This is a genomic window from Pseudomonas sp. FW305-3-2-15-C-LB1 (assembly GCF_058787615.1).
In genome coordinates, this window is record NZ_JBYSZX010000007.1 from 1 (window position 1) to 13,018 (window position 13,018).

Genomic DNA, 13,018 nt, shown 5'->3' on the forward strand with positions numbered 1-13,018 from the left:
GTCGAATTCTGCGTAACTCTTTGTTTACCAAGGAGTTTTCCGTTTCGACTGCGCCGGAAGTGGGGCGAATTATAGACTTCCAGGATCTGCCGTCAACCCTTAATTTTGCTTTTCTATCAATTAGTTAGAGTTGATTAAAAAACCACCAATAAAGCGCCGCTAATGCTCTCTATATAGAAGAAAGAATTCAGATGACGCCCGCAGCCTTCAATGCGACCACATTCGCCACCCCCAGCCCCAATACTTCCTGAAGCACCTTGGCCGTATGCTCTCCCAGCAGAGGAGGCGCACTACGATACTCCACCGGCGTCTTGGACAACCGTATCGGGCTGGCAACCTGAGGCACCATCCCTGCCAACGAATGAGGCAGCGCCATCGCCAGCCCACGCGCCTTCACCTGAGGATCGGCAAACACCTGCGCCAGGTCATTGATAGGCCCACAAGGCACCCCCACCCGCTCCAGCTGCGACACCCACTGCGCCGTCGTCTTGAACACCGTAGCCTGACGTATCAGAGGAATCAGCTCTGCCCGATTGGCCACCCGCACCTTATTAGTAGAAAAGCGTGGATCATCTGCCCACTGTGGCTGCCCAGCCACTTCGGCAAACTTGCGGAACTGCCCGTCATTACCCACCGTCAGGATGAAGTCGCCATCGGCTGTGGGAAAGTCCTGATAAGGCACGATATTCGGATGGGCGTTCCCCAGGCGCTTTGGTGGCACACCTGTCGTCAGGTAATTCATCGCCTGGTTGGCCAGGCATGCCACCTGTACATCCAGCAATGCCATATCGATATGTTGCCCGCCACCGTCATGATCCCGATGAGCCAGTGCCGCCAGTATCGCCACGGTCGAGTAAAGCCCCGTGAGAATGTCCGTCAGCGCTACGCCAACCTTCACCGGCCCAGCCCCCTCTTCCCCCTCTGGACGGCCAGTCAGACTCATAAGCCCGCCCAAGCCCTGAATCATGAAGTCATAACCAGCACGCGCCGCATAGGGCCCTGTTTGCCCAAACCCCGTAATCGAGCAGTAGATCAGCTCCGGGTTGATCTCCTTGAGCGATTCATAATCCAGCCCGTAAGCCGCGAGACCACCCACCTTGAAGTTCTCGATCAGGATGTCCGACTTGGCCGCCAGCTCACGCACCAGCGCCTGACCCTCCGGCCGCGTGAAGTCAATTGTCACCGACTCCTTATTGCGATTGGCCGACAGGTAATACGCCGCCTCACTGGTGTTCTCACCATAGGCATCCTTGAGGAAGGGTGGCCCCCAGGCGCGCGTATCGTCGCCGCTGCCCGGCCGCTCGACCTTGATCACCTCAGCCCCAAGGTCCGCAAGGATCTGCCCGGCCCAGGGGCCCGCCAGTACTCGAGATAAATCCAGCACCCGCAGGTGCGAAAGCGCGCCCATGCCGTGCTCCTATTAATAGAACGCCTGAAGACCGGTTTGCGCACGCCCCAGAATCAACGCATGCACGTCATGAGTGCCCTCGTAGGTGTTGACCACCTCGAGGTTGACCAGATGACGCGCCACTCCGAACTCATCGGAAATCCCATTGCCACCCAACATATCCCGGGCCATCCGTGCAATGTCCAGGGATTTGCCGCACGAGTTACGCTTCATGATCGAAGTGATCTCAACCGCCGCCGTGCCTTCATCCTTCATGCGCCCCAGACGCAGGCAACCCTGCAGAGCCAGAGTAATCTCGGTCTGCATGTCTGCCAGCTTCTTCTGGATCAACTGAGTTGCCGCAAGTGGACGGCCGAACTGATGGCGATCAAGCGTGTATTGGCGAGCGGTATGCCAGCAAAACTCGGCAGCCCCCAACGCCCCCCAGGAGATGCCATAGCGTGCAGAGTTCAAGCATGTGAAAGGCCCCTTCAAGCCACGCACATCCGGAAAGATGTTCTCTTGCGGCACGAACACGTTGTCCATCACGATTTCACCGGTGATGGAGGCGCGCAGCCCGACCTTGCCGTGAATCGCCGGAGCGCTCAAGCCCTTCCAGCCTTTCTCCAAGACAAAGCCACGGATATCGCCAGCATCGTCCTTGCCCCACACAACAAACACATCCGCGATCGGGCTATTGGTGATCCACATCTTTGCGCCCGTCAGGCTGTAGCCACCTTCCACCTTGCGTGCGCGAGTAATCATAGCCCCCGGGTCGGAACCGTGGTTAGGCTCTGTCAGACCAAAACAACCGATCCACTCGCCAGAGGCCAACTTGGGCAGGTACTTCTGCTTCTGCGCCTCAGTGCCGAATTCATTGATCGGCACCATGACCAGCGACGACTGCACACTCATCATCGAACGATAGCCCGAGTCAACACGTTCCACTTCGCGTGCGATCAACCCATAGCTGACGTAATTCAAGCCACTGCCACCGTACTGCTCGGGAATCATCGCGCCGAGCAGGCCCGTCTCGCCCATCTCGCGGAAAATTGCAGGGTCTGTCTTTTCATGGCGGAAGGCTTCGAGCACACGCGGCGCCAACTTGTCCTGAGCAAATTGCTCAGCACTGTCGCGCACCATGCGCTCTTCTTCGGTGAGCTGCTGATCCAGCAGCAGTGGATCGATCCAGTTGAAGCTTGCCTTGCCAGCCATGAATAAGCCCTCGCGGAAGAAATCGGAAGTCGTGGAGCCAGCGTAGGCCCGCCATGCGCGTAGGGCAAACGAGGTTTCCGCATAGGGTTGTGCTAATTTCTCACTTCGAAGCAGCCAAAAATGGCGTATATGCGCCTTAGCAAGTGAGGACACGGTATATGCGCAGGAAAATTCCCAGTACCACCGCTTTGGTCAGTTTTGAAGCGGCAGCCCGCCACGAGAGCTTCACCAAGGCTGCGCAGGAGCTTTCGATCACTCAAGGCGCTATCTGTCGACAGATCGCCAGTCTCGAGGAGTTTTTAAGTGTCGAGCTGTTTCGCCGTTCACGGCGCGGGGTAAAGCTGACAGAGGCGGGGCTGTCGTATAGCCGTCGCGTGGCGACGCAACTGGATGCGGTGGAGCGCGATACGCTTTCCGTCATGGGCCAGCAGGGCGCCAACACCATCGAACTGGCCGTAGTCCCGACGTTCGGCACTCAATGGTTGATACCTCGCCTCAAGGATTTCCAACGCCAGCACCCCGAGGTCACGGTCAACCTCACGAATCGAACCCGACCTTTCCTGTTTGCCGACACAGAGTTCGACGCCGCCATCTACTTTGGCGACGCCGACTGGTCCGGTACCGAATCCCACCGGCTGATGGGCGAAAATCCTGTACCCGTATGCAGCCCTCGACTATTGGGTGACCGTGCGCAGTTCAGCGCCCAGGCGATTGCAGAACTGCCGCTTCTGCAGCAAACCACACGACCCTACGCCTGGCGCCAATGGTTCAACGCCCAACATCTGAACATCCCACGCGACATGACAGGCCCCCGTTACGAGCTATTCTCGATGTTGTCCCAAGCGGCCATGCATGACATGGGGATCGCGCTGATCCCCCCGTTCCTTATCCAGCGTGAATTGAACGATGGCCAATTGGTGATAGCAAGCCCCGAGGCGCTGAGCAGTACGAAGGCTTATTACCTGATGATTCCCGACAGAAAAATCGAATCCGCTTCGTTGCACGCGTTCAGAGACTGGCTCATCGACCAGTCGCAACGCTACAGCTCCAATGTTTAAAGGCTAAAACAACATTGCTGACTTTGTAGTCAACCAACTTACAGTCCTACAGATGTATATATATGTCGCATTTAAACAGACCGTATCTCAAAGGTAAAAATACAGCTGAAAGCCATTAATTACGTGGCTTATAGCGACTATTGCAAGCCAATGGCCGACCATTCACACCAACCATGCAAAAATATTGGAAAAGCGTGCGAAACCCTTTAAGCCTATGTATTTGAACAGCTTAATTCAGTGCATTGCGACAATCAGTCACAGGGTGACTTGTAGTTAATTTTTCGTCACCCGTCATAATCCCTTGAAGGCCGTAAAGTTCGCCTGCAAAATGCCGCGCCCCGCTGTCATTTCAGCGGGATCGTGCTGATCGGCCGCCCCAGTTGCGCCACTCGCGGTGCACTGGCCTTTTTACAAAAAGATCAAAAGCAAAAAGATCATGCAGGAGATTTGACGTGCACATTGGTGTTCCTCTCGAAACCCATACCGGTGAAACGCGGGTGGCTGCCACCCCGGAAACCATCAAGAAGCTGATCGGCCAGGGCCATAAGGTCACTGTACAAAGCGGAGCAGGCATCAAGGCCAGCATCGTCGACAGTGCGTATGAAACGGCAGGCGCGACCATTGGCAGTGCCAACGATGCGTTTGGCGCAGAGCTGATTCTCAAGGTGGTAGCCCCCAGCGACAGCGAACTGACGCTGATCAAAAGTGGCACCGTGTTGGTCGGCATGCTCAATCCGTTCAGCAGCGAAACCATTGCCAAGTTGGCCGAGCGCGGTATTACAGCCTTCGCCCTGGAAGCTGCACCGCGCACCTCGCGGGCCCAGAGCCTGGACGTGCTGTCCTCCCAGGCCAACATCGCCGGCTATAAGGCGGTACTGCTCGCCGCTCATCACTATCCGCGCTTCATGCCGATGCTGATGACCGCCGCGGGCACCGTCAAGGCTGCTCGCGTGCTGATCCTCGGCGCCGGTGTGGCGGGCTTGCAGGCCATCGCCACAGCGAAACGCCTGGGTGCCGTCATCGAAGCGTCCGACGTACGCCCGGCCGTAAAAGAGCAGATCGAGTCTCTCGGTGCCAAGTTCGTCGACGTGCCTTACGAAACCGACGAAGAACGCGAATGCGCCGTCGGCGTCGGCGGTTACGCTCGCCCGATGCCCACCAGTTGGATGCAACGCCAGGCCCTGGCTGTGCACGAACGCGCCAAGCAAGCTGACATCGTCATCACCACCGCCCTCATCCCAGGCCGTAAAGCTCCGACGTTGCTCAGCGCTGAAACCGTGGCACAGATGAAGCCCGGCTCCGTGGTGATCGATCTCGCGGCCGCCCAAGGCGGCAATTGCCCGCTGACCGTCGCCGACCAAGTAGTAGTGGAAAATGGCGTGATCATCTGCGGCCCGACCAACCTGGCCGGTGCCGTCGCTGCCGACGCGTCAGCCTTGTATGCGCGCAACCTGCTGGACTTCCTGAAGCTGGTCTTCACCAAGGAAGGGCAGTTTGAAATCAACCTCGAAGACGACATCGTCGCCGCGTGCCTGATGTGCCGCGACGGCCAAGTCATCCGTAAAAACGCCTAAGCAGGGATTCAGACGATGGAAGAGCTTATCTCCCCCGGTATCTACAACCTGATCATCTTTGTGCTGGCGATTTATGTCGGTTATCACGTGGTCTGGAACGTCACACCCGCACTGCACACGCCGCTGATGGCGGTGACCAACGCGATTTCCGCGATTGTGATCGTCGGCGCCATGCTCGCCGCCGCACTCACCGTGACGCCCCTGGGCAAGACCATGGGCACCCTGGCCGTGGCCTTGGCAGCAGTGAACGTGTTCGGCGGTTTCCTGGTGACGCGCCGCATGCTCGAGATGTTCAAGAAGAAAGCCCCGAAAGCAAAAGAAGAGGCGCCTAAGTAATGAGCATGAATCTGGTTACGACGCTCTACTTGATCGCGTCGATCTGCTTTATCCAGGCCCTTAAAGGCCTGTCACACCCGACCACTTCGCGACGCGGCAACCTTTTCGGCATGCTTGGCATGGCGCTGGCGGTGCTCACGACCGTGGGCCTCATCTATAAGCTCGGCGCTGAACTCGCCACTGCCGGTATCGGCTACGTGATTGTCGGCCTGCTGATCGGCGGCACCGCCGGTTCGATCATGGCCAAGCGCGTGGAAATGACCAAGATGCCCGAACTGGTCGCCTTTATGCACAGCATGATCGGCCTGGCTGCAGTGTTCATCGCCATTGCCGCCGTAGTCGAGCCGCAATCACTGGGCATCGTCAAACACCTGGGCGATTCGATCCCTGCCGGTAACCGCCTGGAACTGTTTCTTGGCGCAGCCATCGGTGCCATCACCTTCTCCGGTTCGGTGATTGCGTTCGGCAAGCTGTCGGGCAAGTACAAGTTCCGCCTGTTCCAGGGTGCACCGGTACAGTTCGGCGGCCAACACAAGTTGAACCTGGTGCTCGGCCTGCTGACACTTGGCCTGGGCTTGGCGTTTATGTTCACCGGCAACCTCACCGCCTTCGCGTTGATGCTGGCCCTGGCCTTCGTGCTCGGCGTGCTGATCATCATCCCGATTGGCGGCGCGGACATGCCCGTGGTTGTCTCGATGCTCAACAGCTACTCCGGCTGGGCGGCGGCGGGCATCGGTTTCTCGCTGAACAACTCGATGCTGATCATCGCCGGCTCCCTGGTGGGCTCCAGCGGCGCGATCCTGTCTTACATCATGTGCAAGGCGATGAACCGTTCCTTCTTTAACGTACTGCTCGGCGGTTTCGGCAATGCGCCGGATGCGGGTGCAGCAACGGGCTCAAAAGAAGCACGTCCGGTAAAGTCCGGCTCTGCGGACGATGCGACCTTCCTGCTGACCAACGCCGACACCGTGATCATCGTCCCGGGCTATGGCCTGGCGGTGGCGCGGGCGCAACACGCGCTCAAAGAACTGACCGAGAAGCTGACCCACCACGGCGTCACCGTTAAATATGCGATCCACCCAGTGGCAGGCCGCATGCCTGGACACATGAACGTCCTGTTGGCGGAGGCCGAAGTGCCTTACGACCAGGTGTTCGAGATGGAAGACATCAACTCCGAGTTCGGCCAAGCCGACGTGGTGCTGGTGTTGGGCGCGAACGACGTGGTCAACCCGGCCGCCAAGAACGACCCGAACTCGCCGATTGCCGGCATGCCGATCCTCGAAGCGTTCAAAGCCAAGACCATCATCGTCAACAAGCGCTCGATGGCCAGTGGTTATGCTGGGCTGGATAACGAACTGTTCTATCTGGACAAGACCATGATGGTCTTCGGTGATGCCAAGAAGGTCATCGAAGACATGGTCAAAGCCGTCGAGTAACACTGCCTCAGCGCAATACTCGAAACCCCGGCCTGCGATAGGCTGGGGTTTTTTATTACTGCATGAAACCCGACCAAAGGCTCTAAATCGCTGCCTGGCATTCGACCATGGTAGCGGGCCGAAATTTTTTGAAATCACTAAACTGCGCACCTTGCTTCCGTAGCCTGAGATAAGAATCCATGTACCGTGATCGCATCCGCTTGCCTTCGTTGTTGAACAAGGTCATGAGCGCGGCAGACGCCGCCGCACTGATCGAGGACGGCATGACCGTCGGCATGAGTGGCTTCACCCGTGCGGGTGAGGCCAAGGCCGTCCCTCACGCCCTGGCCGAACGCGCCAAGACGTCGCCGCTGAAAATCACCCTGATGACCGGCGCCAGCCTGGGCAATGACCTGGACAAGCAACTGACCGAAGCGGGCGTACTGTCACGACGCATGCCTTTCCAGGTCGACAGCACCCTGCGTAAGGCAATCAACGCCGGTGAAGTGATGTTCATCGACCAGCACTTGTCGGAAACCGTCGAACAACTGCGCAACAACCAACTCAAGTTGCCGGACATCGCGGTGATTGAAGCGGTGGCGATCACTGAACAAGGGCATATCGTGCCCACCACGTCTGTGGGCAACTCGGCCAGCTTCGCGATTTTTGCCAAACAGGTGATCGTCGAGATCAACCTGGCGCACAACCCGAACCTGGAAGGGTTGCACGACATCTATATCCCGACCTACCGGCCGACGCGCACGCCGATCCCGCTGGTCAAAGTTGATGACCGTATCGGCAGCACCGCGATCCCGATCCCACCGGAAAAGATCGTCGCCATCGTGATCACCAACCAGGCCGACTCCGCCTCCACGGTGACGCCGCCCGACAGCGACACCCAAGGCATCGCCAATCACCTGATCAACTTCCTCAAGCAGGAAGTCGACGCCGGCCGCATGACCAACAAGCTCGGCCCGCTGCAGGCCGGTATCGGCAACATTGCCAACGCGGTGATGTGCGGCTTGATCGAGTCGCCGTTCGAAGACCTGACCATGTATTCGGAAGTGTTGCAGGATTCGACCTTCGACCTGATCGACGCCGGCAAGCTCAGTTTCGCCTCGGGCAGCTCGATCACCTTGTCGGAGCGACGCAACGCCGACGTGTTCGGCAACCTGGAACACTATAAGGACAAGCTGGTACTGCGCCCGCAGGAGATCTCCAACCACCCTGAAGTGGTGCGGCGCCTGGGCATTATCGGCATCAACACCGCGCTGGAATTCGATATCTACGGCAACGTCAACTCCACCCATGTCTGCGGTACACGGATGATGAACGGCATTGGTGGCTCCGGGGATTTCGCGCGCAATGCGCACTTGGCGATCTTCGTCACCAAGTCGATTGCCAAGGGGGGCGCAATTTCCAGCGTGGTGCCAATGGTCAGCCACGTGGACCACACCGAGCATGACGTCGACATCCTGGTGACCGAGATTGGCCTGGCCGACCTGCGTGGCCTGGCGCCACGGGAGCGGGCCAGGGTAATCATCGACAACTGCGTGCACCCGGCCTACCGAGATGCCCTCAACAGTTACTTCGATGCCGCCTGCGCCATCGGCGGGCATACCCCGCACATCCTGCGCGAAGCACTGAGCTGGCACATCAACCTGGAAGAAACCGGGCACATGCTCAAGGCGTGATTGATACAGATCCGAGCTGATGCAAATACAGTTTCATCAGCTCGATGGATTCGCCCCGACTTATTGATAAAACTGTACTGCTGTACCGGTCATTTCCTACCGAAATATCCTACGAACCTCACCGAAAATACCTATTTCGCACTATTTCAGTGCGGACAGATACAGTTGCCCCATTTACGTACAGTACAGCAGCTATAAACAGTTAACTGGCCCCTCACAATACAGGTGAACTGTATCTAGAGAGTGTTGCGCCGGAAGAGGATCATTGGCATCAGTTAAACCACTACCTAATCCCGCCACAAGCGGAAGGATGTCATCATGGAACGTACACTCAGTTCCGAACTGTTCTTCGAAGAAAAAGCTGTAAACACCCAGGCCTCCCTGCCTCTGCGCGTTATCGCCAACCTGATGTTGTGGCAGCGCCGCATCTCCAGCCGCCACCAGCTGGCTCGTCTGGATTCGCGTCTGCTGGCTGACGCAGGTATCAGCGAAGCTCAACGCTACGAAGAGCTGAGCAAGCCGTTCTGGCGCTGATTCAGCGCTCGCTGGCCCTGACCTGACGGGTCCACTGCCAGCAACCTGATTTGTCAAAACAAAGCCCGCCCCGGGAAACCGGAGGCGGGCTTTGTTGTTTCCGGGATTCGGATTTTTAACGGAAAACAGAAGCCTAGCACAGCAATAGGTACAGTTAAAAAAATATAACAGTTAAGCAGTACAATTTAATATTGGTGTATCTGTATCGGTCGGACGCCGCCAGCCAACATGGTGTTCCAAGACCTCATGAAAGGTACTCACCATGGATACGTCACCCCCCCTTTATAAGCGACTGCCACGCCAGGCAGCCTCCATCCTGGCTAAATGGCTACGCCACGCTTATGAACGACGCCAACTGTCGCAGCTTGATACCCGGGAGCTCTCCGACGTCGGCATCAGCCAGGGCGACCGAATGGCCGAGCTGTCCAAGCCGTTCTGGCGTGACTAGGCAGTCAAGGCGCTTCCCGAACGGATAAGCGGCGGCTTAATATCCAGTCACCACGTGGCGAACCGCGTAGTACAGGCGTCTGATCCCCAATGGCTGCCCTGCGCCACCTTATCCGTTCATCTACTGGAGTCATCCCATGTCCCGTCTTCGCCTGCTGAGTGCTGCCACCCTGTTGGCCCTGGCTGCCAACGCCAACGCGAGCAGCTTCATCGTGACCACCGACTCCATCGTCGGCGCGCTGAAGGCCACTTCCGACGCCACCTCCGATGCCACGTCCTCTCTACGTGACAACAAGGTCGTGCGTGCAGCCCGTGACGACGCTGCCAGCTTTGTCGCCAGCGAAGGCGCCATCCGTGGCGTGAAGCTGGAAAGCGCCCTGGCCCAGATCCGCCAGCAGGCGCCGCAATTGAACACTGCCACTGACGCACAACTGGCCCAAGCCATCCTGGCCATCTGACGACAAGGCGGACGCCCGAGCGCTGGCTCTCGCCCGGGCATTGCGCTAGCCTTGGCGCTCGTTTTCAGTTGTCGAGTGCCATGGTTTTTTCATACCGCCTTTTAATCGTCCCTGCGTTGTTTTCGTTCGCTTGGTCGCCGATGGCTTCAGCCTTTGACCTCACCACCCAGAGCACCGTCGTGAGCGCGTATGTCACCAGCAAGGTGACCTCCGCACCCTTCGACAGAAAAGTGATAATGGCCGCCCAGGATGACGCCGCTGCGTTTATCGCCACTGACGGCCAATGGCGGGGCGCGCGGCTGGAGTCGGCACTGGATTATCTGCGCCGCAGCCAACCAAAACTTAACGCCAGCGACCTTGAACTGGCGCAGGCAATTCTCGTCCAATAATCATCCTTATTTTTTGGAGTCATTCCATGCGTAGCCCGCTGATTGCTGCCACCCTGGGCCTGCTGTTGTTGGCCGACATCGCCCAGGCGCATACGCTGGTGGCCACCAGTAACATCATTGTTCGCGCCTCCGGCCGCACCATTGATTTCACCTCGGACACCACCACCTCCATCCGCGACTCCAAAGTCGTGCGCGAAGCCCACGATGACGCCGCCAGTTTCGTCGCCAGCAATGGCGAGATCCGTGGCGCCCACCTTGAGGCCGCCTTCGACACCCTGCGCACACGCCTGCCGGAAGCCCGCGACGCCAGCGACCAGACCCTCGCCGAAGCCATCCTCGCACTGTGAGGCGAATCGTCGCCTGGCTCCTGGCCGGGGCAGTGCTGCTGTGCGCCAGCGCAGCCCAGGCCAGCCTGCAGCTGCGACTCAAGACCGAAGGTCTGAGCCCGGCTGAACAACAGGCCAGCCAGGCGTTGCTCGACGAAGCGATGCGTTCCCTGCCGCCACGCTTCGTCGAGCAGTTGGACCGGCGCATTGATGTCGGCTGGACCGACAAGATGCCCGAGAACGCCTACGGGCAAGCCTCGCTCGTGTCCGAGCTGGACCTCAACAGCAACCTGCTGGCCAGCCTGACCGACGGTAGCGCCGCCACCCAGAAAACCAATCGCCCCCATGGCACTGTGCGCCGGGAAATGCTCGCCACGGTGCTGCATGAACTGACCCACATCTATGACCGTGCGCGCCTGTGGTCCAAAGAAGACCGCACGCTGATCAATCGCTGCAGCCGCCAGAACAACCTCACCGGCCTGATCGGCCTGCCTGATCAATGCCGTGGCCAGAATGGCCGGCGCTTTACCCTGAGCGATGATCCACGCCTGCTGGACCTGGCCGGTTGGCCGCAATACGTCGGGCGCCGTGGCGAGCGTGAGCAGCACAACCATCAGGTGGCTCGCAGCCCGGACATTTACGAAACCACCAGCCCGCTGGAGTTCGTCGCGGTCAACATGGAGTATTTCCTCCTCGACCCTGGCTACGCCTGCCGCCGTCCCGCGCTGTTCCGCTATTACAAGGAACACTTCGGTTGGGCCCCGCCGCAACAAGACACCTGCGCCAGCACCTACGCCTTCCTAAATGCCGGTAACGATTTTGCCAAGACACCGCTGGGCCATGTGGACCCGGAGCGCGTCTACGAGATCGACTACCTGCTGGCCGAAGCCAACCAGAACCTGGTCAGCCGTTGGGGCCACAGCATGCTGCGCCTGGTGATCTGCGCACCGGGGCGCCCGCGTGGGCCGGATTGCCGGCTGGACCTGGACCAGCATCTGGTTTTGTCCTATCGCGCGTTCGTCGGTGACGTACAGCTGTCGAGTTGGGATGGCCTGGTCGGCAAGTACCCCTCGCGCCTGTTCGTGCTGCCGCTGGCGCAAGTGATCGATGAATACACCAAGACCGAGCTGCGCGGGCTGGCCTCGGTGCCGTTGAAACTGACCCGCCAGGAAATCAACGATACCGTCGAGCATGCCGCCGAAATGCATTGGAGCTACGACGGCAACTACTTCTTCATCTCCAACAACTGTGCGGTGGAAAGCCTGAAACTGCTACGCAGCGGCAGCGCCAACCCGCAATTGACCGGCCTGGACAACATCACCCCCAATGGCTTGCTCGAGGTGCTGAGCGCACGCGGCCTGGCCGACACCAGTGTGCTGGATGACAAACGCAGGGCATTGCGCCTGGGTTATCACTTCGACTCCTTCCGCGAACGCTACCAAGCCATGTTCGACGTGCTGCGCAAACACCTGCCGATCAAACAGACCCAGGTCGAAGACTGGCTATCCCTGAGCGCCGAGGAGCGTCGCCAGTGGTTCGACCAGGCCGATCTGCGCACCAGCGCCGCGTTGCTGCTGCTGGAGCAGGCGAGCTTTCGCAAGCAGTTGATGCTCGCCCAGGACGAAGTCAAACAACGCTACCTCGGCGCCCGCGAGCTGAAAAACGGTGGCATGGAAAAAGCCAACGCCACGCTGCAACAGATCCTCGCCAACAGCGGTTTCCTCAGTCGCCCGGCGGAACTGCTCGGCAGCGGCGGCTATGGCTTGCCGCAACCTTCGGAAGCCACGCGCCTGGAATCGGAAAGCGCCGAGCGCCAGAAGCAGCTGCAATCGCTGACCGGCGAACTGGATAAAGAGGTGAGGGCACTGCTGGAGCCTTCCCGCTCAGCCGAGATTGCCGCCTGTGAAGCCAACCTCAAGCTGGTGGGCGAACACTTGCGCAGGCTGCACAAAGCCGCCGGCGGCCTCGAACTGCCCTAAAAACCTCAAGCAAAATATAGACAAATGTGGGAGGGGGCTTGCCCCCGATAGCGGTGTGTCAGCCTGCGCATGCAGTGACTGGCACCCTGTTATCGGGGGCAAGCCCCTCCCACATGTTGATCTACATAAATCCAGGGACCGCGTGCATCCCCTTCGTCACCTGTTTTTTCAGCGAAAGCTGGCTGAAAGCTTACCCGTCTAGGATC

Annotated in this window: 13 protein-coding genes; 11 read left to right on the forward strand and 2 right to left on the reverse strand. The window is 58.9% G+C overall.

The window, feature by feature from the left end; all coding sequences use genetic code 11:
- Positions 1-187: 187 nt before the first annotated feature.
- Together AC3WP7_RS15340 and AC3WP7_RS15345 are read right to left on the reverse strand one after the other, a co-directional pair.
- Positions 188-1,408 carry a CaiB/BaiF CoA transferase family protein gene (locus tag AC3WP7_RS15340; RefSeq protein WP_093120096.1) on the reverse strand — a complete coding sequence of 407 codons (1,221 nt, stop codon included), beginning with the start codon at positions 1,406-1,408 and terminating at the stop codon, positions 188-190.
- A gap of 12 nt (positions 1,409-1,420) precedes the next feature.
- A complete protein-coding gene (locus tag AC3WP7_RS15345; RefSeq protein ID WP_093120099.1) occupies positions 1,421-2,602 on the reverse strand; it encodes an acyl-CoA dehydrogenase in 1,182 nt (393 codons plus the stop codon).
- Positions 2,603-2,760: 158 nt separating this feature from the next.
- Between AC3WP7_RS15345 and AC3WP7_RS15350 the strand changes: the two genes are divergently transcribed.
- The 11 genes from AC3WP7_RS15350 (at position 2,761) to AC3WP7_RS15400 (ending at position 12,812) form a co-directional block, all read left to right on the forward strand.
- Positions 2,761-3,660: a LysR family transcriptional regulator gene (locus AC3WP7_RS15350; RefSeq protein WP_093514284.1), complete on the forward strand. Its 900-nt coding sequence runs from the start codon at positions 2,761-2,763 to the stop codon at positions 3,658-3,660.
- A gap of 452 nt (positions 3,661-4,112) precedes the next feature.
- Complete coding sequence (locus AC3WP7_RS15355; protein WP_102592492.1) at positions 4,113-5,234, forward strand: Re/Si-specific NAD(P)(+) transhydrogenase subunit alpha; 1,122 nt, start codon at positions 4,113-4,115, stop codon at positions 5,232-5,234.
- A 15-nt stretch (positions 5,235-5,249) separates the two neighbouring features.
- Positions 5,250-5,570 (forward strand): NAD(P) transhydrogenase subunit alpha part 2, encoded by a 321-nt coding sequence (locus AC3WP7_RS15360; RefSeq protein WP_003220416.1) that lies wholly within the window; start codon positions 5,250-5,252, stop codon positions 5,568-5,570.
- Entirely contained in the window at positions 5,570-7,006 is a 1,437-nt protein-coding gene (locus tag AC3WP7_RS15365; RefSeq protein WP_071490970.1) for an NAD(P)(+) transhydrogenase (Re/Si-specific) subunit beta, read from the forward strand. Before AC3WP7_RS15360 ends, AC3WP7_RS15365 begins: the two co-directional genes overlap by 1 nt.
- A 179-nt stretch (positions 7,007-7,185) precedes the next feature.
- Positions 7,186-8,679, forward strand: coding sequence for a succinyl-CoA:acetate CoA-transferase ScpC (gene scpC, locus AC3WP7_RS15370; protein WP_092250847.1), 1,494 nt, complete (start codon positions 7,186-7,188; stop codon positions 8,677-8,679).
- Between the two features lie 318 nt (positions 8,680-8,997).
- Positions 8,998-9,213: a DUF1127 domain-containing protein gene (locus AC3WP7_RS15375; RefSeq protein WP_012721550.1), complete on the forward strand. Its 216-nt coding sequence runs from the start codon at positions 8,998-9,000 to the stop codon at positions 9,211-9,213.
- Between the two features lie 262 nt (positions 9,214-9,475).
- Positions 9,476-9,661 carry a DUF1127 domain-containing protein gene (locus tag AC3WP7_RS15380; RefSeq protein WP_092250850.1) on the forward strand — a complete coding sequence of 62 codons (186 nt, stop codon included), beginning with the start codon at positions 9,476-9,478 and terminating at the stop codon, positions 9,659-9,661.
- A 136-nt stretch (positions 9,662-9,797) separates the two neighbouring features.
- Positions 9,798-10,118: a DUF2388 domain-containing protein gene (locus tag AC3WP7_RS15385; RefSeq protein WP_071490967.1), complete on the forward strand. Its 321-nt coding sequence runs from the start codon at positions 9,798-9,800 to the stop codon at positions 10,116-10,118.
- An 80-nt stretch (positions 10,119-10,198) separates the two neighbouring features.
- Positions 10,199-10,507, forward strand: a complete 309-nt coding sequence (locus tag AC3WP7_RS15390; RefSeq protein WP_092250853.1) for a DUF2388 domain-containing protein — start codon at positions 10,199-10,201, stop codon at positions 10,505-10,507.
- Between the two features lie 26 nt (positions 10,508-10,533).
- Positions 10,534-10,854, forward strand: coding sequence for a DUF2388 domain-containing protein (locus AC3WP7_RS15395; protein ID WP_058424449.1), 321 nt, complete (start codon positions 10,534-10,536; stop codon positions 10,852-10,854).
- Positions 10,851-12,812, forward strand: a complete 1,962-nt coding sequence (locus tag AC3WP7_RS15400; protein ID WP_102592493.1) for a DUF7844 domain-containing protein — start codon at positions 10,851-10,853, stop codon at positions 12,810-12,812. The genes AC3WP7_RS15395 and AC3WP7_RS15400 overlap by 4 nt, the downstream gene beginning before the upstream one ends.
- Positions 12,813-13,018: the final 206 nt, after the last annotated feature.

Bases quoted from the DNA above. Each gene is read 5' to 3' on its own strand.
- AC3WP7_RS15340 (WP_093120096.1), bottom strand. From the start codon at position 1,408: ATGGGCGCGCTTTCGCACCTGCGGGTGCTGGATTTATCTCGAGTACTG.
- AC3WP7_RS15345 (WP_093120099.1), bottom strand. From the start codon at position 2,602: ATGGCTGGCAAGGCAAGCTTCAACTGGATCGATCCACTGCTGCTGGAT.
- AC3WP7_RS15350 (WP_093514284.1), top strand. From the start codon at position 2,761: ATGCGCAGGAAAATTCCCAGTACCACCGCTTTGGTCAGTTTTGAAGCG.
- AC3WP7_RS15360 (WP_003220416.1), top strand. From the start codon at position 5,250: ATGGAAGAGCTTATCTCCCCCGGTATCTACAACCTGATCATCTTTGTG.
- AC3WP7_RS15365 (WP_071490970.1), top strand. From the start codon at position 5,570: ATGAGCATGAATCTGGTTACGACGCTCTACTTGATCGCGTCGATCTGC.
- scpC (WP_092250847.1), top strand. From the start codon at position 7,186: ATGTACCGTGATCGCATCCGCTTGCCTTCGTTGTTGAACAAGGTCATG.
- AC3WP7_RS15375 (WP_012721550.1), top strand. From the start codon at position 8,998: ATGGAACGTACACTCAGTTCCGAACTGTTCTTCGAAGAAAAAGCTGTA.
- AC3WP7_RS15380 (WP_092250850.1), top strand. From the start codon at position 9,476: ATGGATACGTCACCCCCCCTTTATAAGCGACTGCCACGCCAGGCAGCC.
- AC3WP7_RS15385 (WP_071490967.1), top strand. From the start codon at position 9,798: ATGTCCCGTCTTCGCCTGCTGAGTGCTGCCACCCTGTTGGCCCTGGCT.
- AC3WP7_RS15390 (WP_092250853.1), top strand. From the start codon at position 10,199: ATGGTTTTTTCATACCGCCTTTTAATCGTCCCTGCGTTGTTTTCGTTC.
- AC3WP7_RS15395 (WP_058424449.1), top strand. From the start codon at position 10,534: ATGCGTAGCCCGCTGATTGCTGCCACCCTGGGCCTGCTGTTGTTGGCC.